Genomic DNA, 25,202 nt, shown 5'->3' on the forward strand with positions numbered 1-25,202 from the left:
GCGGCATCACTTCAGAGCATTCTCAGCAGCGCGCCACCGATCGAGTATCCCGCGCCGAAGGCGCAGATCAGGCCGTGGTCGCCCGGTTTCATGTCGGCATGGTTCTCCGATAGTGCGATGATGGCTCCCGCGCCCGCCGTGTTGCCGAGCCGCTCCAGCACCATCGGCGCGCGGTCATGGCCGACATCGTGGCCGAACGCCAGTTTCAGGATCATCGCATTCATGCGCGCATTGGCCTGGTGCAGCCAGAAGCGCCGCACCGCCTGCGGCGTCAGCCCGTGTTCGGCGAGGAATTCGACGATGAATTTGTGCCCGGCCACGGTGACTTCCTTGAACACCTTGTTGCCGACCTGCTTGATGAGGTTGCCCTCCAGGTCGATCATGTAGGGATCGTCCTGGGCGGTGCGGGTGTGATAGCCGAGATTGGTGCGGATGTTGTTCGACATCTGCGTCCAGATGCGTGTGTCCAGCACCTCGAAGCGGCCCGGCCGCTTCTCGCCCTGGGCCAGCCCCTCCACCACCATCGACACCGAAGCGTCCCCGAAGATGAAATGCGTCTGCCGGTCGCGGAAATTGAGATGGCCCGTGATGATTTCCGGCGTGGTCACCAGGATGCGCTTGTGCGCGCCCGAGCGCACCAGATTGACCGCCATGTGCAGCGCAGCCGCAGCCGACGAACAGCCAAGCCCCATGTCGAAGCCCGCGCCCCTCGTGCCCAGCGCCTCCTGCATTTCGATGGCGATCGCCGGATACGGCCTCTGTTGATGCGAGGACGAGCAGATCACCAGATCGATGTCCGACGCATCGACGCCTGCGTGGTCGATCGCCTTCCTGGCCGACGCGATGCCGAATTCCGCCTGCAGCGAGAGCGCGTCGTCTGGACGCGCCGGAATGCGCGGCGCCATGCGGGTCGGATCGAGAATGCCTTCACGCTCGACCACGTGGCGGGACTTCACACCTGAAGCATGAACGATGAAGTCGGCATCCGATTTCTGCAGCAGCGTCTCGCCGGTATCCTGGCGCCGCGCGTTCTCGGTGTCGACCCAGGCATTGAAGCTGGCGACCAGTTCCTCATTCGTGATTACAGGCTTGGGAATTTCAGCGCCGATGCCGCTGATGATGACGCGATGCATGTTTCAGTCCGTCCCCATCCGCGGGCGTTGCGGTTTGATGTGGGCGCCGAGACGTCTCGGCGCAACACTTTTCTCACTCGGCCGGTTTACGCCGGCTTAAACCAAGGTTTTCGCCAGCCTATCCCGCCTGCTTGGCGATAATGAAAATGCGGGGGAAACGCAGCAGCACCTTGCCATCGGCGGCCTTCGGATAGGCCTTGGCGATCTTGGCCGTGTAGCTGTCGAGGAACAGCTTGCGTTCGTCCGCGTCCAGCTGATCGAGGAAGGGCTTCAGCCCTGTCGACTTCACCCACTCGACGATCGCCTCGGCATGGGCCAGCGGATGGTTGTAGATGGTGTGCCAGATGTCGAGCCGGGCGGAGAGCGGCGACAGCAGGTCGTAGTAGAACGACACCGGCGGTAGCGGCGCACGGGCCGCATCCCTGATCTTTGCGGCGAAAGGCGCTTCGGCGGCGGTCTCCCGCATCAGGCGATGCGAATCCTCGGCCATATTGTCGGGCATCTGGACGGCCAGCGCGCCGCCGGGCGCGAGAAAACCCATCAGACGCTCGAACACCGCCGGATGCTCCGGCAGCCACTGGAAGACCGCGTTGGCGAAGATCACGTTGACCGGCTCGTCCGGCTGCCATGTCGAGGCATCGGCGAGGTCGAAGCTGACATTGGGTAGGCGCGCCCTCGCCTTCTCGATCATGTCGGGAGACGTGTCGAAGCCGCTCACTTGCGCATCCGGCCAGCGCTCGACCAGAAGTTCGGTCGAATTGCCCGGCCCGCAGCCGATATCGACAACCCGACGCGGAAAGTCGACCGGAACCTGTGCCACCAAGTCGCGCGCGGGCCGCGTGCGCTCGTCCTCGAATTTCAGATACTGGGTGGCGGACCAATCAGCCATCCGAGCTCCTCGTGTCTTGAGAATTCGCCGCCCGGGTGCCCTCTTACCGCGTCAGCCTCTTGTAGGTCATGCGGTGCGGGTTGACGGCTTCGGGCCCGAGCCGGCGGATCTTGTCCTGCTCGTAATCCTCGAAATTGCCCTCGAACCATTCGACGTGGCTATCGCCTTCGAAGGCGAGGATGTGCGTCGCCAGACGGTCGAGGAACATGCGATCGTGCGAGATGATGACCGCGCAGCCGCCGAAATTTTCCAGCGCGTCTTCGAGTGCCGCCAGCGTTTCCGTATCGAGATCGTTGGTAGGTTCGTCGAGCAGCAGAACATTGCCGCCGGTCTTCAGCATCTTGGCCAGGTGCACGCGGTTGCGCTGACCGCCGGAGAGGTTGCCGACCTTCTGCTGCTGGTCGCCGCCGCGGAAATTGAAGGACGCGCAATAAGCGCGGGTGTTGGCCTCGAACTTGCCGAGCTTGACCACTTCGGCGCCGCCCGAGATTTCTTCCCACACGGTCTTTGACGGATCGAGCGCGTCGCGGCTTTGGTCGACATAGCCGAGCTTGACCGTCTCGCCGACGCGGACAGAACCCGCATCGGGCTTCTCCTGGCCGGTGATCATGCGGAACAATGTCGTCTTGCCCGCGCCATTCGGGCCGATGACACCGACAATGCCACCCGGCGGCAGCTTGAATTCGAGGCCTTCGATCAACAGCGTGTCGCCGAAGCCTTTCGACAGGCCCTCGACGTCGATGACCACGTTGCCGAGCCGCTCGCCATGCGGAATGACGATCTGCGTATCCGTCGGCCGCCGCTTGTCGGCCGCATCGAGCAGATCCTGGAACGCCTGGATACGCGCCTTGGACTTGGTCTGGCGAGCCTTCGGGCTCGACTGGATCCACTCGCGCTCGCGGCCGATGGCGCGCTGGCGGGCGTCGTCCTCGCGGCCTTCCTGCTTGAGGCGCTTGGCCTTGGCTTCGAGGTACTTGGTGTAATTCCCCTCATAAGGAATGCCGCGTCCGCGATCGAGTTCGAGAATCCAGCCGGTGACATTGTCGAGGAAGTAGCGGTCGTGGGTGATGATCATCACGGCGCCCGGATAGGCGCGCAGATGCTTTTCCAGCCACGCCGTCGTCTCGGCATCGAGATGGTTGGTCGGTTCGTCGAGCAGCAGAAGATCAGGCTGGCGCAGCAGCAGCTGGCAGAGCGCGACACGGCGGCGCTCGCCACCCGATAGCTTGGTGACGTTGGCATCCTTTGGCGGGCAGCCCAGCGCTTCCATTGCCATCTCGACCTGCTGTTCGAGATCCCACAGGTTCAGCCGGTCCATTTCGTCCTGGAGCTTGGCCGACTCGTCGGCCGTCTCGTCGGAATAGTTCATCATCAATTCGTTGTAACGCTCGATGATGGCGGTCTTGGCCGCGACACCTTCCATGATGTTTTCGAACACGGTCTTGTCCGGGTCGAGCGCCGGCTCCTGCGCCAGGTAGCCGACAGTGGCGCCTTCGGCGAGCCACGCCTCACCGCTCCAGTCCTTGTCGATGCCGGCCATGATTTTGAGGATCGTCGACTTGCCGGCGCCGTTTGGGCCCAGGATGCCGATCTTGGCGTCGGGGTAGAAGGACAGATGAACGTTCTCGAGCACCTTCTTGGTGCCATAGGCCTTGTTGAGGCCGGCCATGTGATAGATGAACTGGCGTGCCACGCGCGCTTTCCCTGAAAAAATGACTGGATTTGTCGAATTGAATGGAGGTTGGCCGCTATGTAGGCGATGCGGCGCCGAACGGCAATCGCTTTTGCCATATCAAGCCAACCACACGGACAAGTGTGCACCGACAGCCAGGTTTTCAACCCCGTCGATGGCGCGCGGAAATCTCCGGTTAACCCTTCCACGTCAAAACAGGATCGGAGTGGAATCGCTGGCTGGCCGCGATTTCGAACAGAGAGCGGATCGACGGCATTGCTGAACAGTTTCCTGCTCCTTGCCGAAGCGATCGTCTACTTCAGCGTGATGGTGACGCTTTTTCGCTTCCGCAAGCGCATCGGCCTGGGCGTTTTCATCTGCGCACTCGGCGTCATGCATTTCCTGGAAACCTATCTCGCCAGCGTCTTCTACGTCGCGCTGCCGTTCGGCATGGTCTCGCCGGGCTCCGCGGTGCTGTTTTCCGGCAAGTTGGTAATGCTGCTTCTGCTCTACATGAAGGAGGATGCCGCCACCGTGCGCCAGCCGATCTATGGCCTGCTGCTCGGCAATGCGGTGATGATCGGTCTGGTTCTGCTCTTGCGCCTGCACGCCATCGCTCCGCTTCCCGATGGCCGGCTCCCCGACATCGGCTTCATCGACGAGATGGGCTGGCTGATGGTTTGGGGCACGACGCTGCTGTTCGTCGACGCCATCCTGATCATCCTGCTCTATGAGAAACTTGGCCGCGTCCTGCGCAAGGCGCGGTTCGCACGCATCCTGATTTGCGTCGCCTGCGTGCTGACGTTCGATCAGGCGGGGTTCTTCACCGCGCTGCATTTTGTTGCCGGCGCGCCGATCGCGGTCTTCTTCGGCGGCTGGTTCGCCAAGATGGCGGCGGCACTGACCTTCAGCGCCATGCTGGTCGCCTATCTCAAATGGTTCGAGGTCCGGGATGTGCAGATGCCGCGTGGGCTGACCGACATCTTCGAGACCTTGACCTATCGCGAACGCTACGAGGCGCTGGTCGAACATGTCGGCCGCGATGGCCTGACCGGCCTGCTGCACAGGGGACGCTTCGATGCAGATGGCGAGGCAGCCGTCCAGTCCAGCCTGCGCACGGCGAGGCCGCTCAGCCTGCTCATCGTCGACGTCGACCACTTCAAGTCGATCAACGATCGTTTCGGCCATGCCGAAGGCGACAAGGTGCTGAAGGCGGTCGCAACCGTACTTTGCGAGGCGGCAGGCGCTGAGGACCAGGTTTTCCGGATCGGCGGCGAGGAATTCGCGATCCTGAGTTCGCGTCCGCATTCCGTCGCCAGGCTCTTCGGCGAAAGTGTCCGCACCGCGCTCAAGGCATCGGCCGCCACCAGCCGGTTCGAATTGACCGTCAGCGCCGGTGTTTCCACCGTCAGCGAAACGACGCAGTGCCTGGCCGACCTGTTCGCGCTCGCCGACCAGCGCCTTTACAAGGCGAATTCGACCGGACGCGACCGCGTCGTCGGCGAACCCGGCGGGCATGAGGCTGACGCCGATATCGCCTGGACCAGGTCCGCGCAGATCTAGCCAAGTCAGTCCAGATCTAACCTTGTCGCTACGATTTCCTCTGCCGCGCAACGCCTGTCATGGTCGAGACGGCCATCAGCACGATCGCCAGCCATTTAAGCGCCGTGATGATCGGCCCGGCCTGGATGTCATAGGCGATGAAAAGCAGGATGCCCGGCACCAGCAGGCCGCACATGATCAGCATGACGCGGTTGATCTGCCAGGAGACTTTCGATGCCAGCACATCGTCTCCGGCCGCCGGAACCAGCGTCTCACGCATCCTCTTGCCACCGACGAGCATGGCCGACAGACGCATCGAGATCGGCAGGCCGAGGCCGATGATGAGGAAGGCGCAGGCGGCCAGGAGTAGCGAGAACTTCAGCGCGCTGGTCTCCGCCGGCACCGGAAACAGCACCGTGGCCAGCGGCAGGAAGACGCCGAAAATGCCGAGCGCGGCGCGATGAAGATCACCGCGTTGATGATCGTAAAGAGATGATAGGTGCCGGCGCCGATCGGTGCGGACAGTGCGCGCATGCGCGCCCACTCGGGCTGGCTATAGGAAAACCCCGGCCATTCCATGCGAGCATCGTTGATCGAAACCATGCCCTTGGCCCAGAAAGCCAGCCGCGCCAGCGCGCTACTCGTTATGCCACTCATTGCACCCCCCGCTGAATGAACCGCCCTGCGAACCTAGCTGCCTAAATACGTGCCCGTGCGTTACTGGAACCCGATCGCGTCGACCGTGCCGGTCGGGCAACCGGCCTTGTTCGTCGGCACTGAGGCCAGCAGCAGATCCTTGAGCGAACTATTCGGACCGATCGGGCCGGCAAGGCCAAGCGTCAGTTCGCCGATCAGCCGCCGGCCGCTCGACGGATCAATAAGGCAGGACACACGCACCCGGTCCCCTGCTCCCGCGCCGAAGGCCTGGTCGAAGGCGCTGCGGATCTGGTCCGCGGTCAGCTTGCCGCCGATATTTTTGGCGAAAAGGTCGCGGACAGGCGAGCTGTTGACCTCACGCATCAGATGAAGGGCGTCGGAAAAATACTCCTGCTGGCTTTTGCCGTAGCAGGTGCCGTGCTTGATCCATTCATGCCGTTCCAGCTTCGAGGCGGTGCCCGGCATCACCTTGTCGAGCTCGGCGCGGGTCCCGGCATCGAGGTTGACTGGTGGCAGGTCCTGCCAGTGAGCCGGATTGTCATTGGCCTTGTCGCTGGCCGAAGCCTGGCAATAGAAATTGCCGTTCGGCTGCGGCCACAGACCGTGCAGCGTGAAATTGGTGGCATCGAATTCACCAGGGTTTTGCGCCTTGCATTCGGTCTTGTTCGACTTGGTCTCGCAGAAGGCCGGCTGCCAGCTCAGCGCGAAGACATATTCGGGTTTTCCCGAGGCCGCCGGCTTGCCTTGCCCGCCGGGTGCCGCCGGCGCGGTTACCGCACTGCTGCCCGAGAGATGGCCGCAGCTGACCTTCACCCAACGGCGCTCGGGATCGGCGCCCGGCACCAGGATGAGGTAGTGGGTCGGAGCATCCTTGTTGCCGGCCAGCAATTGATAGGTCTTGCCCGCATCGGTCGAGACATTGCCGGGATTCTTGCCGTTCTTGATCGCCTGCGTCGCGGGACAGGCAGCGTCGGCCACGAAGGTGCCGCTCATCTTGACGTCGGCATGCGCCGCGCCTGCCAGCGAGCCCGCCAGCAAGGCCAATCCGAAAACAACAGCAATGCGCATGGAGAATCCCCTGCTAGAAAGTGGGCGACAGACTGAAGCTGTCTCCATGTCAGAATTGCGATATTTTGCGGGCCCGTGGCAAGAAAGATCGTCGCGGAAAAGCCGGCAGGCCCGATTGACGCAAATCTGGCGCCGGCGCACACGTTGGACATTGCAAGGGCGAAACCAGGGGGAGGCCAGCCGGCATGCCATTCAGCCAGCAGCGCGTGGTCCGCTCGCCGACCGGGGCCGATCTCAATCTGTTGATCCGGCAGGCCGACAGCTCTCCGCGTGCGGTGGTCCAGATAAATCATGGCCTGGCCGAACATGCCGCGCGGTACGACCGCTTCGCCGGTTTCCTGGCCACCCGGGGCTTCCATGTCTATGTCCATGACCACCGTGGCCATGGGGCGACCAGGGCGCCCGACGCGCCGCTCGGCAGATTCGCCGACAAGGACGGACCGCCCAAGGTGATCGCCGATGTCGATGCCGTGCACGATCTTATCGCCCGCGAGCAGCCTGACCTGCCGGTGATCCTTTTCGGCCACTCGATGGGCGCGTCCGTGGCGCTGAACTACTTGTTCCGGCACTCGAATCGGATCCATGCCGCCGCCATCTGGAACGGCAATTTCTCGCAAGGCCCGCTCGGCCAGGTGGCGCTCGGCATCCTGGCCTGGGAGCGAATGCGGCTGGGCTCCGATGTCCCGTCGCGCCTGCTGCCGAAACTCACCTTCCAAGCCTGGGGCAAGGCGGTCCCCGACCATCGCACCTTGTTCGACTGGCTTTCGTGCGACGAGGCGGAGGTCGCGAAGTACATTGCCGATCCGCTCTGCGGCTGGAATCCCACTATATCGATGTGGCGCGATGTGGTCGCAATGGCGCTGAACGGCGGCAAGGATGCAGGCTTTGCCGGCATCCGGCGCGGCCTTCCCGTCGCCATCGTTGGCGGCGAGAAAGACCCTGCCTCGGACTACGGCAAGGGCATCACCCATCTCGCGAACCGCATGCGCGGGATGGGCTTTTCGAATCTGGTTTCGAAGGTCTACGCCGGCACCCGCCACGAGAGCCTGAACGAGGTGAACCGGGATACCGTCATGGACGATTTCTCCAACTGGGCGGACGCTGTCCTGAAAGCCTGACGGTTTGGCCCATAGCAAGAACCGTGACAGCCGCTGCCGGGCTTGATAGAGGCTCTGCTTTCGCAGCGATCGGGATGATTGCAGCAACCACGGTGATTTATGGCCGAACCCCCGCTGAAAGGCGTCCGCGTCGTCGAACTCGCCCGCATTCTGGCCGGACCCTGGGCCGGGCAGTTGCTTGCCGATCTCGGCGCCGATGTCATCAAGGTCGAGAGCCCCGACGGCGGCGACGACACCCGCAAATGGGGTCCGCCCTTCGTCGTGAGCCATGACGGCGAGAACCTGTCGGCCGCCTATTACCATTCCTGCAATCGCGGCAAGCGCTCCATCGCCATCGACTTCTCGACGCCGGAAGGCGCCGAGACGGTGCGCCGGCTGGTCGCGACGGCGGATGTGCTGATCGAGAACTTCAAACTCGGCGGCCTGAAGAAATATGGGCTCGACCATGGCAGTCTGAAGGAAATCAACCCTCGCCTCGTCTACTGCTCGATCACCGGTTTCGGTCAGGATGGGCCTTATGCGCCTCGCGCGGGCTACGATTTCATCATCCAGGCCATGGCCGGCATGATGTCGATCACCGGCGAGCCCGGCCGCGAGCCGCAGAAAGCCGGCGTCGCCATCTCGGATATCTTCACCGGCCTCTATTCGGTCATCGCCATCCAGGCAGCACTTCGCCATGCCGAACAGACCGGCGAAGGCCAGCACATCGACATGGCGCTGTTCGACACGCAGATCTCGGCGCTCGGCAACCAGAACCTCAATTATCTCGTCTCCGGCAAGTCGCCGGTGCAGATGGGCAATGCCCATATGAACATCGCCCCTTACGAAGTGCTCCCAGTCAGGGACGGCCACATCATCCTGGCCGTCGGCAATGACGGCCAGTTCGCCAAATTCTGCGCCGCGGTCGGGCTGGGCGATTTGCCGGCCAATCCCGATTTCACCACCAATCCGGCCCGCGTCGCCAATCGCGTGGAACTTCGCGCACGCATCATCGAGGCGCTGAAGATTTTTGATCGCGATCCGCTGCTGGCAAAGCTCGAAGCCGCCAGCGTGCCGGCGAGCCCGATCAACACGATCGGCCAGATGTTCGACGACCCGCAGACCATTGCCCGCGGCATGCGGCTCGACCTCGACGACGGCCATGGCAACCGCCTGCCGTCGGTGCGCGCCCCGATGGTGATGTCGGGGACGCCGCTTACTTATGAACGCCCCTCGCCGCGCCTTGGCGAGCACACTGACGAAATCCTTGCCGAACTGGAGAAGTCTGGGAAATGAAGACCGGTGGACAATTGATCGTCGACGCCCTCGAAGCCAATGGCACCGACCGAATGTTCTGCGTGCCGGGCGAATCCTACCTTGCGGTGCTTGACGCGCTGCATGATTCCTCGATCCGCACCATCGTCTGCCGCCAGGAAGGCGGCGCCGCCATGATGGCCGACTGCCAGGGGCGGCTGACCGGCAAGCCCGGCATCTGCTTCGTCACCCGCGGACCCGGCGCCACCAACGCTTCGGCCGGCATCCACATCGCCATGCAGGATTCGGTTCCCCTCATCCTGTTCATCGGCCAGGTCGCCAGCCACGCCAAGGAGCGCGAGGCGTTCCAGGAAGTGGACTACGTCAGGTTCTTCGGCGACATCGCCAAATGGGTGGTCGAGATCGACGACGCCTCGCGCATCCCCGAATTCGTCACGCGCGCCTTTGCCGTGGCGACGTCGGGCCGCCCCGGCCCGGTCGTCATATCGCTGCCCGAGGATATGCTGACCAGCGTCGTCGACGCGCCGGAAGCACTTCCGCACACGCCGGTAGAAACCTATCCCGGCGAAGCCGAACTCGACGCACTGGAAATGCTGCTTGCCGGCGCGAAGCGTCCCTTCGTCATCCTTGGCGGCACGCGCTGGAACGCGGACGCGGTCGCGCGGATGCATGAGATTGCCGAGGCCTGGTCGCTTCCTGTCGGCTGTTCCTTCCGCCGCCAGATGCTGTTCGACCATCTTCATTCAAACTATGCCGGCGATGTCGGCATCGGCATCAATCCGAAGCTGGCAACGACTATCAAGCAGGCGGACGTCGTTCTCTTGATCGGCGGGCGCATGGGCGAGATGCCCTCTTCCGACTACACGCTGCTGAAGAGCCCCTATCCTGACCAGGCCCTGGTGCACGTCCATGCCGATGCCGGCGAACTCGGCCGGGTCTACCGTCCGACCCTGGCCATCAATGCGTCGCCAGCGGCTTTCGTCGAGGCTTTCACCAGGCGCATGCCGGCCGGAACGCCATCATGGGCGGCCGAGACGCCCAGGCACCATGCCTCATATCTCGAATGGTCGACGCCGCCACAGACCGGCCCCGGCGCGGTGCGGATGGGTCCAATCATGGATTATCTGGAAAAGGTACTGCCCGACGACGCAATCCTGACCAATGGCGCCGGAAATTACGCAACTTGGGTACACCGCTTCCATCGCTTCCGCCGCTTCGCCACGCAAGGAGCGCCGACGTCGGGCTCGATGGGCTACGGTACGCCGGCGGCGGTCGCCGCCAAGGCGCTGTATCCGGAGCGCACGGTAGTCGCCTTCGCCGGCGACGGCTGCTTCCTGATGAACGGCCAGGAATTCGCCACCGCTGTGCAGTACGACCTGCCGATCGTCGTCATCGTCGTCAACAACGGTATTTACGGCACCATCCGCATGCACCAGGAACGCGACTATCCCGGCCGCGTCGTCGGCACCGATCTGAAGAACCCTGATTTTGCAGCACTTGCCCGCGCCTATGGCGGCCATGGCGAGACGGTGGAGAAGACAGCCGATTTCGCGCCTGCCTTCGAGCGCGCGCGAACCAGCGGCAAGCCGGCGATCGTCGAGATCAGGCTCGATCCCGAGGCGATCACCCCGACCCGGACGATGACGCAGATACGCGACAAGGCTTAAGGACCGGCAGGACAGAGGGGGGCGCTGTCCCGCAGGCCGTCAGATGTTAGCCGCGCTTCGGGCTCTACATCGCCTTTTCGATCTGGCCGCGAATCTCGCCGTCCTTATTGGCCGCCGTGTGCACATTGACGTAATACTTGCCGGCCTCCAGGTCCGCGGCCTGCGCATCCGTCAGCGTCGCCGACCCCTTGATCGGGCTCTTGAGCTTGCCTTTGAACGGGATCACCGGAGGCGCGTTCTCGCCCGCCGCCGCCGGGCCGTGAATATGCGCCGCTGTCGCCGGGCCGCTGAGGCCGGAATACTTCACGTTCCAGCTGAGCTTCTTCTTGGTGGTGTCGAAGGTGAGAGTGGCCGTCCCCTTGCCCTTGGTGGTAACGGCTGGGCTCTGCTGGCCGCCATCGAGGGTCGCCTTGTATTTTACCATCTCGGCCATGGCTGGTGATGCGAACAGGAAAGCGGTGGAAATGGCGAGCGCCGATAGCGCCGGCAGGAAGGAGTAAGCGCGCATGAAGAACCTCCAATTGGATAGAGCGTGCGTCGCGGCTCCCCGACGCGCGCATGCTTCAATGCAACGGCTGGACGGCGCAATGTATCCCCGCACACGGTTTTGTGATTGGAGCGCATGAAAAAGGGGCGGTCGCCCGCCCCTTTTTGATCGTCAGACCCGGTCTCACGCGCTGTTGATCGCGCCTGCGAGGACTACTTGACCGCCTTGTCGGTGATGGCGGTGGTATAGGCGCCTTTCGGCTCCTTGGTGATGATCTTCTGGTCGAGCAGCGCCTTGGCGGTTCGTTCGTAGGTCGCCGGGTCGAGCTTGCCGTCGGCATTGTCGATCAGCTTGGCGACTTCGCTCATCATCCGCTTTTGGTGGTTCTCGTCCTGGCCGCCGCCGTCCATCACGATGCTTGCGGCTTCGTCATTGTTGTCGATCGCGTATTTCCAGCCCTTCATCGAGGCGCGCACGAAACGCACCATCTTGTCCTCGAAGGCCGGATCCTTGAGCTTGTCTTCCGAGGCATAGAGGCCGTCCTCGAGCAGGTCGTTGCCCATGGCCGAGTAGTTGAAAACGGTCAGCTGTTCGGGTTTGTAGCCGGCGTCGATCAGCTGCCAGTACTCATTGTAGGTCATCACCGAGATGCAATCTGCCTGCTTCTGGATCAGCGGCTGCACGTCAAAGCTCTGCTTCAGCACGGTGACGCCATCGGGACCGCCCTCCGTCTTGAGGCCAAGCTTGTTCATCCACGCGTAGAATGGATATTCGTTGCCGAAGAACCAGACGCCGAGTGTATGACCCTTGAAGTCGGCTTCGGTCTTGATCGGGCCATCCTTCGGGCAGACCAGCTCCATGCCGGCCTTCTTGAACGGCTGGGCGATGTTGACCAGCGGCACGCCCTTTTCGCGCGCGGCGAGCGCGCCGCCCATCCAGTCGACGATGACGTCGGCACCGCCGCCGGCGATCACCTGCTCGGGGGCGATGTCGGGACCGCCCGGCTTGATGTCGACGTCTAGGCCTTCGGCTTCATAGAAACCCTTGGCCTTGGCGACATAGTAGCCGGCAAACTGCGCCTGCGTGACCCATTTCAGTTGCAAGGTCACCTTATCGGCGGCCATTGCCTGGAACGCGGCCAGCGACATCGCGCCGGCCAGAACTGGAATAATAAGTCTTTTCATTTTTTTACCCTCTGGAGTTAGTGCCCTGAACCCACCGCCCCTATCCACCACGGACAGAGGGATGCCAAAACGTGACGGCCCTTTCGACAAGGGCGACCACGCCATAAAAGACCGAACCTGCAAGTGCTGCAACTGCGATTTCGGCCCAGACCATGTCGATGTTCATCCGCCCGACCTCGGTAGAAATGCGGAATCCCATGCCGACGACGGGCGTGCCGAAGAACTCGGCGACGATGGCGCCGATCAGCGCCAGCGTCGAATTGATCTTCAGCGCGTTGAAGATGAAGGGAGCGGCGGCCGGCAGCCTGAGCTTGACGAGCGTCGGCCAGTAGCCCGACGCATAGGTGCGCATCAGGTCGCGCTCCATATGGCCGGACGCAGCGAGCCCGGCGACCGTATTCACCAGCATCGGGAAGAAGGTCATGATGATCACCACCGCCGCCTTGGACTGCCAGTCGAAGCCGAACCACATGACCATGATCGGCGCCACGCCGATGATCGGCAGCGCCGAGACCATATTGCCGATCGGCAGAAGTCCACGCCGCAGAAACGGTACACGGTCGGCGAGAACAGCGGTGATGAAGCCAGCGCCGCTGCCCACCACATAGCCGAAGAGCACCGCCTTGAAGATGGTTTGCCGGACATCGGCGCCGAGCACCGGCAGCGAACTGACGATGCGCGCGCCGATGGCGCTCGGCGGCGGCAGCAGGATGAAAGGAATGCCGGCGCCGCGTGTGACGGCTTCCCAGATGATCAGGATCCAGGCGCCGAAGATAGCCGGGATGACCAGACGCAGTGCGGTCCGGACCCATCCTGCCTTCGGCCGCAATCCCGAAAGCACCGCCACACAACGCCAGCCAAGCAGCCAGGCAGCCGTGAGCAGAAGGAAATACGGCGTCAGCGCCGTCCCTTCGAAACCCGCAATGCCCGATATCAGCAGCCAGGCGACCAGATGGGCGCCCATGAAGAGCACCACGGCCTCCGCCAGGGGCGCAATCCTGACCATGGAGATCAGCGCCGCCAGCACGGCCATGCCAAGCATCAAGCCCTTCATTCCGAGATAGGGGTAGCCGATACTGGCCGTCGGATCGGCAAGCGCTGCCGCTTCCGGCTTCGACATGGCGCCGAGCGCAATCGCGATCAGGCACAGCACGATTGCCAGTACGGCCTGCCAGGAAGGTTTCAGCCAATTCATGCTGACCTCCCGCCCATGGCGCGGTCGACGATGCGGCCGGCGATGCCGACCACCATCACCAGCAGTGCCGCCACGATGGAGCCGGCGACCAGCGCCGACCAGATGTCGATGGACTGGCTGTAATAGGCGCCGGCCAACAGCTTGGCGCCTATGCCGGCGACCGCACCCGTCGGCAGTTCGCCAACGATAGCGCCGACGAGGCTTGCCGCTACAGCCACTTTCATCGAGGTGAACAGGAACGGCACCGAGGCCGGCACACGCACTTTCCAGAAGGTCTGCGCGTTGCTGGCGTTGTAGGTGTGCATCAGGTCGAGATGCATGATCTCGGGCGAGCGCAGGCCCTTCACCATGCCGACCGTCACCGGGAAGAAAGACAGATAGGTCGAAATCATCGCCTTCGGGATCAGTCCGGTAATGCCGATCGCCGCCAGAACGACGATGATCATCGGCGCCACCGCCAGGATGGGAATCGTCTGCGAGGCGATAATCCACGGCATCAGGCTGCGGTCGAGCGTCGCCACATGGACGATGCCGACGGCGATGACGATGCCGAGCGCGGTGCCGAAGGCGAAGCCGAGCAGCGTCGAGGACAGCGTCACCCAGGCGTTGTAGACGAGACTGCGGTTCGAGTTGATGGGCCGCAGAAAAGTGTTCTCGAAGAAATTCACCGCCACCTGATGCGGCGCCGGCAGCGTCGGCTTGGGCTGCGACAGCGTCTTGCCTATGAGTTCGCCGAACGTGGAGGTTTCGTTGGCACGCCGGTCGAGATCGCGCTGGAACGGCGCGTTGAGGATAACGGCGAAGATGTACCAGAGCACGACCACGCCCAGAAGGATGGAGGTTACGGGGATGATCTTGGAGCGGAAGCTATCCATGGGCGAAGTCTCGCGGAACACGCGCCTTCGTCACATGCGCCTTCGTGATCCTAGGGCGGAGCAAGGAGCGAAGCGACGCGGCGCGGACCCTCGGCTCCATGCCGTTACATTTCTGCTCCGCAGCGGTGCGGAATACGGCTCCTTGCGCTCCACTCTGTTGGGCGGGTATTCTCAGCTGCTTACGCCCCTCGGCCAATGTCGCGGCATGGATGGTAGGGTCTGCGCAGGCTGCTACACGCCTGCTCCGCCCTAGGATGACGAAGGCGCGGTACGCCGCTCGCTTGTCACCCGCCTCAATCATCATAACTATGCCCTGCCCTCAACCCATCCCGCACCCGCGCGGCGATCGCCAGAAACTCCGGCGTCTCGCGGATGTCGAGCGGCCGCTCTCTCGGCAGCGTCGATTCGATGATGTCGCTGACCCGGCCCGGGCGCGGCGACATGACGACGATGCGCGTCGACAGGTAGACGGCTTCCGGAATGGAGTGGGTAACGAAGCAGATGGTCTTGTTCGTCCGTCCCCACAGTTGCAGCAATTGCTCGTTGAGGTGGTCGCGCACGATCTCGTCCAGCGCGCCGAACGGCTCGTCCATCAGCAACAGGTCGGCATCGAAGGCCAGCGCACGCGCGATCGAGGCGCGCTGCTGCATGCCGCCGGAAAGCTGCCAGGGGTATTTCTTCTCGAAGCCGCTGAGGTTCACGAGGTCGAGCGTGCGCTTGATCCGCTCCGCCTGCTCGGTCTTGGACAGGCCCATGATTTCCAGCGGCAGCCCGACATTGCGCTCGATGGTGCGCCAGGGAAACAGGGCGGCGGCCTGGAACACATAGCCGTAGGCACGTCGCTCGCGAGCCTGTTCCGGCGTCATGCCATTGACCGAGATCGTCCCCGAAGTGGGCTTTTCCAGATCGGCGATGACGCGCAGCAAAGTGGTCTTGCCGCAACCTGAAGGCCCGATGAAGGAGACGAACTCACCCTTGCCGATGGTCAGGTCGACATTGGACAGCGCCTGTACCGGCCCGTCATTGGTCTGGAAGGTGAGGTCCAGTTTGCTTGCCGAAACGACGGCTGGCGAAGGTCCCGTCATCGGTTGCTGCCTGCCTTCCGCCGCACGAAAGCGATTGCTTTTATCGTGATGTTGTTTTCCACTCGACCCGTCCCATTGGCCCCAGTCCTGCTGAGTTTGTCCCACTCGATCGACGCCCGGAGTTTCCCCGATGTCGCCTAAACCCACTTGTCATCTTATCCGCCCTGAAAGCACTTATGAAGGCAAGCAGGGCCTGACCTATTTCGCCGGCATCGCCACCGAATCGGTCGGCTCCTCCGGCATCTGCATGCACGTGCTCACGATGCCGCCCGGTGCCCGCGCCAAGGCGCATCTGCACGAGAACCATGAAACGGCGATCTACGTGCTCTCCGGCGAGGTCCATACCTGGTATGGCGACCGGCTGGAGCATCACATCGTCGTCAAGGCCGGCGACCTCTTCTACATTCCCGCAGGCGTGCCGCATTTGCCGGCCAATCTGAGCAATGCCCCGTCCTCGGCCGTCATCGCCCGCACCGATCCCAACGAACAGGAAAGCGTCGTCCTGCTGCCGGAGTTGGACGCGCTCGTCGCCTAAGGCTGACGGAAAGCCTTCCGCCCTCATCGGCACCGGGCAACTTCGCCCATGACGCTGCCGTCCTCGTCGGCGATCACCAATTTCTTGGCATTCTTGGCGCTGTGCTTGATCGTGAAGGTGGCGGGCGACTTTCCCTCCTCGCCTTCCGCTTCGCACTCTGCCTTGACCGTCAGCGAACCATCGGCCTCACCGTGTTTGCCCGTGAAAGTGCAGGCACTGGTCGCGGTAATAAAATCGGTGTCGGTCAGCAGCAGCATGTCTTCGGCATAGACCTGCTGGCCGTTCTTGTTGATGCAGCCGGACTTGTTGCCATAGGGCTTGGACAGGTCGATGCCGGCCGCCACGGCGGAGCCGGCTGCCAGAACAACAACGGCGGTGAGATAGAGCCCCGCGCACCTCACCGTCACACCCCCGTCGCCGGAATGCCTGACCGCTCCACCTTGCGCGGCGCGGTGATTTCCTTCCAGGTCGACAGCGCCCGGTTGACGGCCGCGTTCGGTTCGCGGCCGACGAACTCACCATGGCCAGGCTTCGCCTTGACCTCTGCCTCCTCGACCGACAACTCGCCGCGCGAGAACACGAAGCGCGGCAGGCCGGTCACTTCGACCCCTTCGAAGACGTTGTAGTCTATGACGGACTGCTGCTTCTTGGCGGAAATCTTCTTCTTGCGTTGGGGGTCCCAGACGATGATGTCGGCATCCGCGCCTTCGACGATCGCGCCCTTCTTCGGATACATGTTGAGGATCTTGGCGATGTTGGTCGAGGTCACGGCGACAAACTCGTTCATCGTCAGCCGGCCGGTATTGACGCCCCTGGTCCACAGCACCGGCAACCGGTCCTCGAGGCCACCCGTGCCGTTGGGGATCTTGGTGAAATTGCCGACGCCGAAGCGCTTCTGGTCGGTGGTGAAGGCGCAATGGTCGGTCGCCACCACCTGCAGCGAACCGGCCTGCAGGCCGGCCCACAACGAATCTTGATGCAGCTTGTTGCGGAAGGGCGGGCTCATCACGCGGCGCGCCGCATGGTCCCAGTCCTTGTCGAAATACTCGCTCTCGTCCAGCGTCAGGTGTTGGATCAGCGGCTCGCCGAACACCCGCATGCCTTTCTGGCGTGCCCGGCGGATCGCCTCGTGGCTCTGTTCGCAGGAGACATGCACGACATAGAGCGGCACGCCCGCCATGTCGGCGATCATGATGGCGCGGTTGGTCGCCTCGCCTTCCACTTCCGGCGGACGCGAATAGGCATGTCCTTCGGGACCGTTATTGCCGGCGGCAAGCAGCTTCTGCGACAGGGCCGCGACCACGTCGCCATTCTCGGCATGCACCAGCGGCAGCGCGCCGAGGTCGGCGCAGCGCTGGAACGACGCGTACATCTCGTCGTCGTCGACCATCAGCGCGCCCTTGTAGGCCATGAAGTGCTTGAACGAGGTGATGCCCTTGTCGACCACGGTGGCCATCTCGTCGAACACCTGCTTGCCCCACCAGGTGATCGCCATGTGGAACGAATAATCGCAGGACGCCCTCGAGGTCTTGTTGTCCCACATCCGCAATGCTTCGAGCAGCGATTGCTGCGGCGCCGGCAGGCAGAAATCGACCACCATGGTGGTGCCGCCGGCTAAGGCCGCACGAGTGCCGGATTCGAAATCATCGGCCGAATAGGTGCCCATGAACGGCATTTCGAGATGGGTATGCGGGTCGATGCCGCCCGGCATGACAAAGCAGCCGGTGGCGTCATACTCATGGTCGCCATGCAGGTCCGAGCCGATGGCGACGATCTTGCCGTGCTGCATCAGCACGTCCGCCTTCCAGGTTCGGTCGGCGGTGACGACGGTGCCGTTCTTGATGACTTTGGTCATTTTGCTGTTCCCTTGTTCTTCTCTTCCCGCTTCTTGGTGAGCGGCGTTTGAACGTAAATCTCTAAGTTCACTCCACGATGACGGCCGTCTCCACCACGGCATGAAACAGAACGTCGGCGCCGGCCGCGGCCCATTCCTTGGTGATTTCCTCGGCCTCATTGTGGCTCAACCCATCCACGCATGGGCACATCACCATGGCGGTCGGCGCGACGCGGTTGATCCAGCAGGCGTCGTGCCCGGCACCCGAGACGATGTTGCGGTGCGTGTAGCCGAGCCGCTCGGCCGCATCGCGGATTGCCTTGACACAGCCCTTGTCGAAGGTGACCGGATCGAAAGCGCCTACCTGCTCGATCTTGTACTGGATGTCGAGCGCATCGCAGATCGTGTCGATGCCTTCGCGGATGCGGCCATCCATGGCGTCGAGCACTTCCTTCTCCGGCGAGCGTATGTCGATGGTAAAAACGGTGCGGCCGGCGATGATGTTGCGCGAGTTCGGGTAGACTTCCATGTGGCCGACCGCGCCGACAGCGTCGGGCTGGTAGTCCATGGCGATCTCGTGGACCAATTCGATCACTCGGGCCATGCCGAGCCCGGCATTGCGGCGCTTGGGCATCGGCGTCGAGCCGGTATGCGCCTCCTTGCCGGTCAGCGTCACCTGCAGCCATTTCAGGCCCTGGCCGTGGGTGACGACACCGATGTCGATCTCTTCGTCCTCGAGGATCGGGCCCTGCTCGATATGCAGTTCGAAGAAGGCGTGGATCTTGCGATCACCGACCTTCTCGGTGCCCTTCCAGCCGATGCGCTCCAGTTCCTCGCCGAATTTCTTGCCGTTCTTGTCCGTGTGCTCGTAGACATCGGCTTGGTCTAACACGCCGGCGAACACACCGGATGCCATCATCGCCGGCGCGAAGCGCGCGCCCTCCTCGTTGGTCCAGTTGGTGACGACGATCGGATGTTTCGTCTTGATGTCGAGGTCGTTGAGCGAGCGCACGATCTCCAGGCCGCCGAGAACCCCGAGAACGCCGTCATATTTGCCGCCGGTCGGCTGCGTATCGAGATGGCTGCCGACATAGACCGGAGGCAGGCTGGGGTCGGTGCCTTCGCGGCGGGCAAACATGGTGCCCATCTCGTCGACGCCCGTTTCGAGCCCCGCGGCATCGCACCAGCGCTTGAACAGATGCCGGCCCTCGCCGTCCTCGTCGGTCACGGTCTGGCGATTGTTGCCGCCGGCAATGCCGGGGCCGATCTTCGCCATCTCCATCAGCGAATCCCACAAACGGTCTGAATTGATTCGCAGATTCTCGCCGGGTGCGGCCATCTTGAGTTCCCATCTACACCAGGAGTCTTGTCGCCCCTTGAGTGAATTGCAGCCTGACCGTATGGTCAGCTTTTAAACTACACAACCTGACCAACCGGTCAACTAGAATCTTGGGGAAGACATGGCTGAACCCACCCGCCCCATGCGGCGACAGGACATCCGCCGGGAGAATGAAAAAACCATTCTCGTCGCCGCCGAAAAGGTTTTCGCGGAGGCAGGGTTTGGCGGCGCCACGATGCAGTTGATCGCCGATCTGGCGGGTCTGCCAAAGGCAAATCTCCACTATTATTTCGCCACCAAGGAAGAACTCTACCGATCCGTAGTCCAGAACATTTTTGAAATCTGGCTACAGGCGGCCAATTGCTTCGACGCGGCGCGCGGCCCGATCGACGGCATCAGTGCCTATATCGACGCCAAGATGGAAATATCGCGCCGCCATCCGGACGGCTCCAAGGTCTGGGCTTCCGAAGTGATGCACGGTGCGCCTGTGCTTCAGGACTATATGGAATCAACGCTGCGCGAATGGACCGACGGCCGCGTCGAAATCATCAGGCGCTGGATCGAGGAAGGCAAGATGGACCCGGTGGATCCACGCCACCTGCTCTACATGCTTTGGGCCGCGACACAGCATTATGCCGATTTCGGACACCAGATCGAAACACTCAACGGCGGCAAGCCTCTGTCCGACCGGCAATGGCGGGAAGCCAAGGACAATATCAAGCGGGTGATCCTGACCGGGATCGGCGCGCGGCCCGCCTGACTCCGACCGTTTGCGGCAAAGATCAGGCCGGCGCGGTGCCGCGCCGACCAGCCGCTTCGCGGCCACTCTCCTGTGTGGGAGCGTGGCCGCATCAGGCCTCAGTCGATCGACCGCAGCACTTCACGCACATGGTCGATCAGTTCGTTGATCTGGCCCTTGGTGATGATCAGGGGCGGCGACAGTGCGATGATGTCACCGGTGGTGCGGATCAGCGCGCCGCGCTCGAACGCCTTGACGAAGGCCGAGAAGGCCCGCTTTGTCGGACTGCCGGCGATCGGCGCCAGCTCGATCGCACCGATCAGGCCGATGTTCCTGATGTCGATGACATGCGGCTCGCCCTTCAGCGAATGCAGTGCCTCTTCCCAGTAAGGCGCCAGTTCCTCGCCGCGCGTCAGCAGGCCCTCTTCCTTGTAGGTGTCGAGCGTGCCGAGTGCAGCCGCGCAGGCGATCGGGTTGCCCGAATAGGTGTAGCCGTGGAAGAATTCGATCATGTGCTCGGGGCCGGTCATGAAGGCGTCGTGGATTTCCTTCTTCACGAACACCGCGCCCATCGGGATGACGCCGTTGGAGACGCCCTTGGCGGTGGTCATGATGTCGGGCGTGACGCCGAAATAGTCGGCCGCGAACGGCGCACCGAGACGGCCGAAACCGGTGATGACCTCGTCGAAGATCAGCAGGATGCCGTGCTTGGTGCAGATTTCGCGCAGCTTCTCGAGATAGCCCTTCGGCGGCAGGATGACGCCCGTGGAACCCGCGACCGGCTCGACGATGACGGCGGCGATGGTCGAGGCGTCATGCAGGGCGACGATACGCTCCAGCTCGTTGGCGAGTTCCGCGCCATATTCCGGCACGCCTTTGGAGAAGGCGTTCTTCTCCGGCAGATGCGTGTGCGGCATGTGGTCGACGCCGCCCAGCAGCGTGCCGAACATCTTGCGGTTGGTGACGATGCCGCCGACCGAGATGCCGCCGAAATTGACGCCGTGATAACCGCGCTCGCGGCCGATGAGGCGGGTGCGCGAGCCTTCCCCCTTCACGCGATGATAGGCGATCGCCATCTTCAGCGCCGTTTCGACCGATTCCGAACCGGAATTGGTGAAGAAGACATGGTCCATGCCCTTGGGCGCGAGGTCGACCAGGCGGTTCGCCAGTTCGAACACGATCGGATGGCCCATCTGGAAGGCGGGTGCATAGTCGAGTTCGGCGGCCTGGTGCTGGATCGCCTCGGTGATCTTCGGTCGGCAATGGCCGGCGTTGACACACCAAAGGCCGGCGGTGCCGTCCAATACCTTGCGGCCATCGCTGGTCGTGTAATGCATGTCCTTGGCGGACACGAACATGCGCGGCGCCTGCTTGAACTGCCGGTTTGCCGTGAACGGCATCCAGAATGCGCTGAGATCGTTCGGCGTGACTTTCAGCCGGTTGGACATGACCAAGACTTCCCCTTGTAACCTGTTTCGCTGCGTCCAACGCTTGGTCTTTGCCGCGCTTTCATGCTACGCAAATTTTGACCGATTGGACAAACGTTAGCACCGCCATGTCGGCGGTCAATGGATTACTAGCGGAAATGCGGCTCCTGAAGTGCGTTCCACAGCCTAGGGAAAAACTGGTCCAGAGAATTGGTCCAGATGACCTTGAATGCGAGATTTGGCAAGGCGAGGGCCCGCAACGGTGACCACGAGCACGCAAGCCCCTCGCCGCACCCGCATCCAGCAGGAAAAACGCGAACTGATCCTTGAGGCCGCGCTCGAAGTGTTTTCCACCAGCGGCTTCCGCGGTTCGACCATCGACCAGATAGCCGAAGCCGCCGGCATGTCGAAGCCGAACCTGCTCTACTATTTCCGCCGCAAGGAAGACATCCACGAGACATTGATGGAACGGCTACTCGAAACCTGGCTGGCGCCGCTGCGGGAACTCGACGACATCGGCGATCCGATGACCGAACTCAGGAGCTACATCAGGCGCAAGCTGGAAATGGCGCGCGACTTTCCGCGCGAGAGCCGACTCTTCGCCAACGAGATCCTGCAAGGCGCGCCGCGTATCATGCCGCTGCTGGCGGGCGAGTTGAAGACGCTGGTCGACGAGAAAGCCGCCGTCATCAAGGGCTGGATGCGCGCCGGCAAGATCGCCCGGACCGATCCCTGGCATCTGATCTTCTCGATCTGGGCGACGACGCAGCATTACGCCGACTTCGATGTCCAGGTCCGCGCCGTGCTGGGGCCGAACCGTGGCGGCGACGGCCGCTTCGAGGACGCTGCCCGCTTCCTCGAGCAATTGTTCCTCGATGGGCTGAAGCCGAAGGCTTGATCCTACGACGGCTCACGCGCTGCGCCGTTCGGCCGGCATCGCCTCGAGCAATTGTTGAAGTTTGGCGATCGAGTTCTGCTCGGCGAGCGGTGTGTAGACGATCAGCCGCATGTCCGAGCCGTCGTCGATTGACAGGCTCATATGCTCGAAGGCCATCAAGCCCACCGTGGGATGCCGGACATGCTTCACGCCGGTCAGCCTGCGCGCCACGTCGCGCCGGGGCCACCGGTCACGGAACTCGGGACTTGAACTCATCATCAGCGCGATCAGCCGTTCGAAATCCGGATCGCCGACATATTTGGCGCTTTCGGCACGAAATGAAGCAAGCACCACGCGGGCGAGTTCTTCCCAGTCGACCAGCAGGCGGCGATGGTGCGGGTTGGTGAACACCATGTGGACGATGTTTCTGCTATCGCCCTCGAGCAGGCCGTAGTCGCCGAACACCGCCACGGCCGCGTCGTTCCAGGCAAGAACGTCCCAACGACGGCCAACGACATAGGCGGGCTGCAGCACCAGGCTTTGCAGCAAGTGCAACAGCGTAGCGTCGACCTTCTCAGGCGCCGCCACACGACGCTCCGGCTGCTGGCGGCCGGCCAGGATGAACAGATGCCGCTTCTCGACGGCGTCGAGGCGCAAAGCCTCGCAGAGCGCCGCCAGCACTTCCACCGAGGGCCGCACGTCCCTGCCCTGCTCGAGCCAGGTGTACCAGGTGGTGCCGACACCGGCGATCATCGCCACTTCCTCGCGTCGCAGACCCGGTGTGCGCCGTCTGGGCCCCGTCGCGATGCCGGTGGCCGATGGCGCCAGCCTTTCCCGGCGCGACCGCAGGAAGGCGCCGAGTTCGCGCCGGCGGCTCTCGTCGGCTGATCGGGTGGAGGCAACGGGAGCGTTCATGCCGGTCATTATAGCAGTATTGATACCAGGATAAAGTTTGAACTGTTTGACATGGGCGAAGCGCTCCATCTTGCGTTCAGAGCAACAACAGGAGGCTCTGAACATGAAAGTGAAAGACAAGACCGTCCTCATCACAGGCTCGACCGATGGCGTCGGCCGCGTGGTAGCGCAAAGGCTGGGTGCCGCCGGCGCACGGGTGCTGGTGCATGGCCGCGATGCCACACGCGGAGACGCCGTCATCGCCGAGATCGAAGCCGCCGCCGGCAAGGCAGAATTCTGTGCCGCCGACCTTGCCTCGCTGGCCGAAGTCCGCCGGCTCGCCGCGACCGTTCGCGCACGCACCGATCGGCTCGACATCCTCATCAACAATGCCGGCGTCGGCACCGCCGGGGACGAACGACAGACAAGCGCCGATGGCTACGAGTTGCGCTTTGCCGTCAATTATCTCGCCGGCTTCCTGCTGACCTCGGAGCTTCTGCCGCTGCTGAAGGCGAGCGCGCCGGCGCGCATCGTCAATGTCGCCTCGGCCGGCCAGCAGGCGATCGATTTCGGCGATGTCATGCTGACCCGCGGCTACAGCGGCGTGCGCGCCTATTGCCAGAGCAAGCTGGCCCAGATCCTGTTCACCGTCGATCTGGCCGGGCAGTTGAAAGGCAGCGGCGTCACCGTCAACGCGCTGCATCCGGCGAGTTACATGAACACCACCATGGTCCGCCAGGCGGGCGTCACGCCATGGAGTTCGGTCGAAACCGGCGCCGAAGCTATCTTGAACCTCGCCACCTCGCCCGCGCTGGAAGGGCGCAGCGGCCTCTATTTCGACGGCCTGCAGGAATCCCGCGCCGACGCCCAGGCCCATGACGTCAAGGCAAGACAACAATTGCGAAGCCTGAGCCTAGACCTCGTCGGGATGGCTCCGCCAGAATCGAAGGAAGAACAGCCATGACCAACAGAACCGAACACACAGTCATCATCGGCGGCTCATCCGGGATCGGCCTGGCGACGGCGCGCAAACTGCTCGGCCCGGGCATGAAGGTCACGATCACCGGGCGCAACCAGGACAAGCTCGTCGGCGCCTGGAAAAGTCTTGGCGGCGCCGCCGGCAAGGCTGCCTTCGACGCTTCGAAGCCGGATGAGGCGCGCCAATTCTTCGAGCGCCTCGGTCCGTTCGACCACCTCGTTCTGGCGGCGAGCGGCGGCAAGGGCCTTGGCCCGTTCGAGACCCTCGACCTTGCCGACATCGGCGGCGGCGTCGAGGAGAAGGTACGGCCGCAACTCTCCTGCCTGCAGGCGGCCTTGCCGACGCTGAACAAATCGGGGTCGGTCACCTTCATCTCGGCGGTGTCGGCGCAGGTCGCCATGCCGGGCGTCGCCGGCATCGGCGCCATCAACGGCATGCTCTTGACCGTCGTGCCGATCCTGGCCGTGGAACTGAAGCCGCTGCGCGTCAACGTCGTGGCGCCCGGTGTCATCGACACGCCGTGGTGGGACTTTCTGCCCGCAGAGCAGCGGCAGGCGGTCTTTGGAGAATATGCGGGGAAAACGCCGGTCGGCCGCATCGGCCGCGCCGAGGACGTCGCCTCGGCGATAGCCTTCCTCGTCTCCAACGGCTTCGTGACCGGCCAGGTGCTGACCTGCGATGGGGGCCTGCGGTTCGCGGCGTAAACGTTGGAGAGTTAAAGCGACTGGGCGACCAGCGTCAGAAACCCTCCG

The 25,202-nt window shown here is 63.1% G+C and carries 24 protein-coding genes; 9 read left to right on the forward strand and 15 right to left on the reverse strand.

Translation table 11 applies throughout. The features are described 5' to 3' along the window. Positions 1-11: 11 nt before the first annotated feature. From AC3CB8_RS23540 to ettA, 3 genes are all read right to left on the reverse strand, one after another. Positions 12-1,133 (reverse strand): beta-ketoacyl-ACP synthase III, encoded by a 1,122-nt coding sequence (locus tag AC3CB8_RS23540; protein ID WP_023769632.1) that lies wholly within the window; start codon positions 1,131-1,133, stop codon positions 12-14. Positions 1,134-1,251: 118 nt separating this feature from the next. Next, positions 1,252-2,022 carry a trans-aconitate 2-methyltransferase gene (gene tam / locus AC3CB8_RS23545; RefSeq protein ID WP_023769631.1) on the reverse strand — a complete coding sequence of 257 codons (771 nt, stop codon included), beginning with the start codon at positions 2,020-2,022 and terminating at the stop codon, positions 1,252-1,254. A 43-nt stretch (positions 2,023-2,065) separates the two neighbouring features. Next, positions 2,066-3,715 carry an energy-dependent translational throttle protein EttA gene (gene ettA, locus AC3CB8_RS23550; RefSeq protein ID WP_352547872.1) on the reverse strand — a complete coding sequence of 550 codons (1,650 nt, stop codon included), beginning with the start codon at positions 3,713-3,715 and terminating at the stop codon, positions 2,066-2,068. Between the two features lie 255 nt (positions 3,716-3,970). Between ettA and AC3CB8_RS23555 the strand changes: the two genes are divergently transcribed. Then, positions 3,971-5,257 (forward strand): GGDEF domain-containing protein, encoded by a 1,287-nt coding sequence (locus AC3CB8_RS23555; protein WP_352595269.1) that lies wholly within the window; start codon positions 3,971-3,973, stop codon positions 5,255-5,257. Positions 5,258-5,285: 28 nt separating this feature from the next. Here the strand turns inward: AC3CB8_RS23555 and AC3CB8_RS23560 are convergent, their stop codons facing one another. Then, positions 5,286-5,780: a hypothetical protein gene (locus AC3CB8_RS23560; protein WP_352563848.1), complete on the reverse strand. Its 495-nt coding sequence runs from the start codon at positions 5,778-5,780 to the stop codon at positions 5,286-5,288. 173 nt (positions 5,781-5,953) lie between these two features. After that, entirely contained in the window at positions 5,954-6,961 is a 1,008-nt protein-coding gene (locus AC3CB8_RS23565) for a ribonuclease T2 family protein (RefSeq protein ID WP_352563847.1), read from the reverse strand. Between the two features lie 185 nt (positions 6,962-7,146). Between AC3CB8_RS23565 and AC3CB8_RS23570 the strand changes: the two genes are divergently transcribed. The 3 genes from AC3CB8_RS23570 (at position 7,147) to AC3CB8_RS23580 (ending at position 11,000) form a co-directional block, all read left to right on the forward strand. Next, positions 7,147-8,079: an alpha/beta fold hydrolase gene (locus tag AC3CB8_RS23570; RefSeq protein ID WP_352563846.1), complete on the forward strand. Its 933-nt coding sequence runs from the start codon at positions 7,147-7,149 to the stop codon at positions 8,077-8,079. A 99-nt stretch (positions 8,080-8,178) separates the two neighbouring features. Next, on the forward strand, positions 8,179-9,354 hold the full coding sequence (locus AC3CB8_RS23575; protein WP_352563845.1) for a CaiB/BaiF CoA transferase family protein: 1,176 nt from the start codon (positions 8,179-8,181) through the stop codon (positions 9,352-9,354). Then, positions 9,351-11,000, forward strand: coding sequence for a thiamine pyrophosphate-binding protein (locus tag AC3CB8_RS23580; protein WP_352563844.1), 1,650 nt, complete (start codon positions 9,351-9,353; stop codon positions 10,998-11,000). Before AC3CB8_RS23575 ends, AC3CB8_RS23580 begins: the two co-directional genes overlap by 4 nt. 64 nt (positions 11,001-11,064) lie before the next feature. Here the strand turns inward: AC3CB8_RS23580 and AC3CB8_RS23585 are convergent, their stop codons facing one another. From AC3CB8_RS23585 to AC3CB8_RS23605, 5 genes are all read right to left on the reverse strand, one after another. After that, complete coding sequence (locus AC3CB8_RS23585) at positions 11,065-11,508, reverse strand: CHRD domain-containing protein (RefSeq protein WP_023769623.1); 444 nt, start codon at positions 11,506-11,508, stop codon at positions 11,065-11,067. Positions 11,509-11,699: 191 nt separating this feature from the next. Beyond that, positions 11,700-12,671: an ABC transporter substrate-binding protein gene (locus AC3CB8_RS23590; RefSeq protein ID WP_023769622.1), complete on the reverse strand. Its 972-nt coding sequence runs from the start codon at positions 12,669-12,671 to the stop codon at positions 11,700-11,702. A 40-nt stretch (positions 12,672-12,711) separates the two neighbouring features. Then, complete coding sequence (locus AC3CB8_RS23595; RefSeq protein WP_352563843.1) at positions 12,712-13,866, reverse strand: ABC transporter permease; 1,155 nt, start codon at positions 13,864-13,866, stop codon at positions 12,712-12,714. Continuing rightward, positions 13,863-14,741 (reverse strand): ABC transporter permease, encoded by an 879-nt coding sequence (locus AC3CB8_RS23600; protein ID WP_352563842.1) that lies wholly within the window; start codon positions 14,739-14,741, stop codon positions 13,863-13,865. Before AC3CB8_RS23600 ends, AC3CB8_RS23595 begins: the two co-directional genes overlap by 4 nt. A 293-nt stretch (positions 14,742-15,034) precedes the next feature. Further along, positions 15,035-15,826, reverse strand: coding sequence for an ABC transporter ATP-binding protein (locus AC3CB8_RS23605; protein WP_023769618.1), 792 nt, complete (start codon positions 15,824-15,826; stop codon positions 15,035-15,037). Between the two features lie 130 nt (positions 15,827-15,956). Between AC3CB8_RS23605 and AC3CB8_RS23610 the strand changes: the two genes are divergently transcribed. After that, a complete protein-coding gene (locus tag AC3CB8_RS23610; protein ID WP_015317160.1) occupies positions 15,957-16,361 on the forward strand; it encodes a cupin domain-containing protein in 405 nt (134 codons plus the stop codon). Positions 16,362-16,384: 23 nt separating this feature from the next. Here AC3CB8_RS23610 and AC3CB8_RS23615 read toward each other — a convergent pair whose 3' ends face one another. From AC3CB8_RS23615 to AC3CB8_RS23625, 3 genes are all read right to left on the reverse strand, one after another. Continuing rightward, positions 16,385-16,768, reverse strand: a complete 384-nt coding sequence (locus AC3CB8_RS23615) for a hypothetical protein (protein WP_245273770.1) — start codon at positions 16,766-16,768, stop codon at positions 16,385-16,387. Next, positions 16,765-18,216 carry a dihydropyrimidinase gene (hydA, locus tag AC3CB8_RS23620; protein WP_023769616.1) on the reverse strand — a complete coding sequence of 484 codons (1,452 nt, stop codon included), beginning with the start codon at positions 18,214-18,216 and terminating at the stop codon, positions 16,765-16,767. The genes AC3CB8_RS23615 and hydA overlap by 4 nt, the downstream gene beginning before the upstream one ends. A gap of 67 nt (positions 18,217-18,283) precedes the next feature. After that, complete coding sequence (locus AC3CB8_RS23625; RefSeq protein WP_023792266.1) at positions 18,284-19,534, reverse strand: Zn-dependent hydrolase; 1,251 nt, start codon at positions 19,532-19,534, stop codon at positions 18,284-18,286. 121 nt (positions 19,535-19,655) lie between these two features. Between AC3CB8_RS23625 and AC3CB8_RS23630 the strand changes: the two genes are divergently transcribed. Next, on the forward strand, positions 19,656-20,294 hold the full coding sequence (locus AC3CB8_RS23630; RefSeq protein ID WP_023769614.1) for a TetR/AcrR family transcriptional regulator: 639 nt from the start codon (positions 19,656-19,658) through the stop codon (positions 20,292-20,294). A 98-nt stretch (positions 20,295-20,392) separates the two neighbouring features. On the opposite strand, the gene aptA is transcribed toward AC3CB8_RS23630, so the two are convergent. Next, positions 20,393-21,721, reverse strand: coding sequence for an omega-aminotransferase AptA (gene aptA / locus AC3CB8_RS23635; RefSeq protein WP_023769613.1), 1,329 nt, complete (start codon positions 21,719-21,721; stop codon positions 20,393-20,395). A gap of 241 nt (positions 21,722-21,962) precedes the next feature. Here aptA and AC3CB8_RS23640 point away from each other — a divergent pair, with 241 nt between their 5' ends. Next, positions 21,963-22,598 (forward strand): TetR family transcriptional regulator C-terminal domain-containing protein, encoded by a 636-nt coding sequence (locus tag AC3CB8_RS23640; protein ID WP_023769612.1) that lies wholly within the window; start codon positions 21,963-21,965, stop codon positions 22,596-22,598. 12 nt (positions 22,599-22,610) lie between these two features. On the opposite strand, the gene AC3CB8_RS23645 is transcribed toward AC3CB8_RS23640, so the two are convergent. Further along, positions 22,611-23,492, reverse strand: a complete 882-nt coding sequence (locus AC3CB8_RS23645) for a helix-turn-helix transcriptional regulator (protein WP_352563841.1) — start codon at positions 23,490-23,492, stop codon at positions 22,611-22,613. A gap of 103 nt (positions 23,493-23,595) precedes the next feature. Between AC3CB8_RS23645 and AC3CB8_RS23650 the strand changes: the two genes are divergently transcribed. Both AC3CB8_RS23650 and AC3CB8_RS23655 read left to right on the forward strand, forming a co-directional pair. Next, positions 23,596-24,435, forward strand: a complete 840-nt coding sequence (locus AC3CB8_RS23650) for an SDR family NAD(P)-dependent oxidoreductase (RefSeq protein ID WP_352563840.1) — start codon at positions 23,596-23,598, stop codon at positions 24,433-24,435. Further along, positions 24,432-25,154, forward strand: a complete 723-nt coding sequence (locus tag AC3CB8_RS23655) for an SDR family oxidoreductase (RefSeq protein ID WP_352563839.1) — start codon at positions 24,432-24,434, stop codon at positions 25,152-25,154. Before AC3CB8_RS23650 ends, AC3CB8_RS23655 begins: the two co-directional genes overlap by 4 nt. Positions 25,155-25,202: the final 48 nt, after the last annotated feature.

It is taken from the genome of Mesorhizobium sp. P160927, from assembly GCF_057766385.1.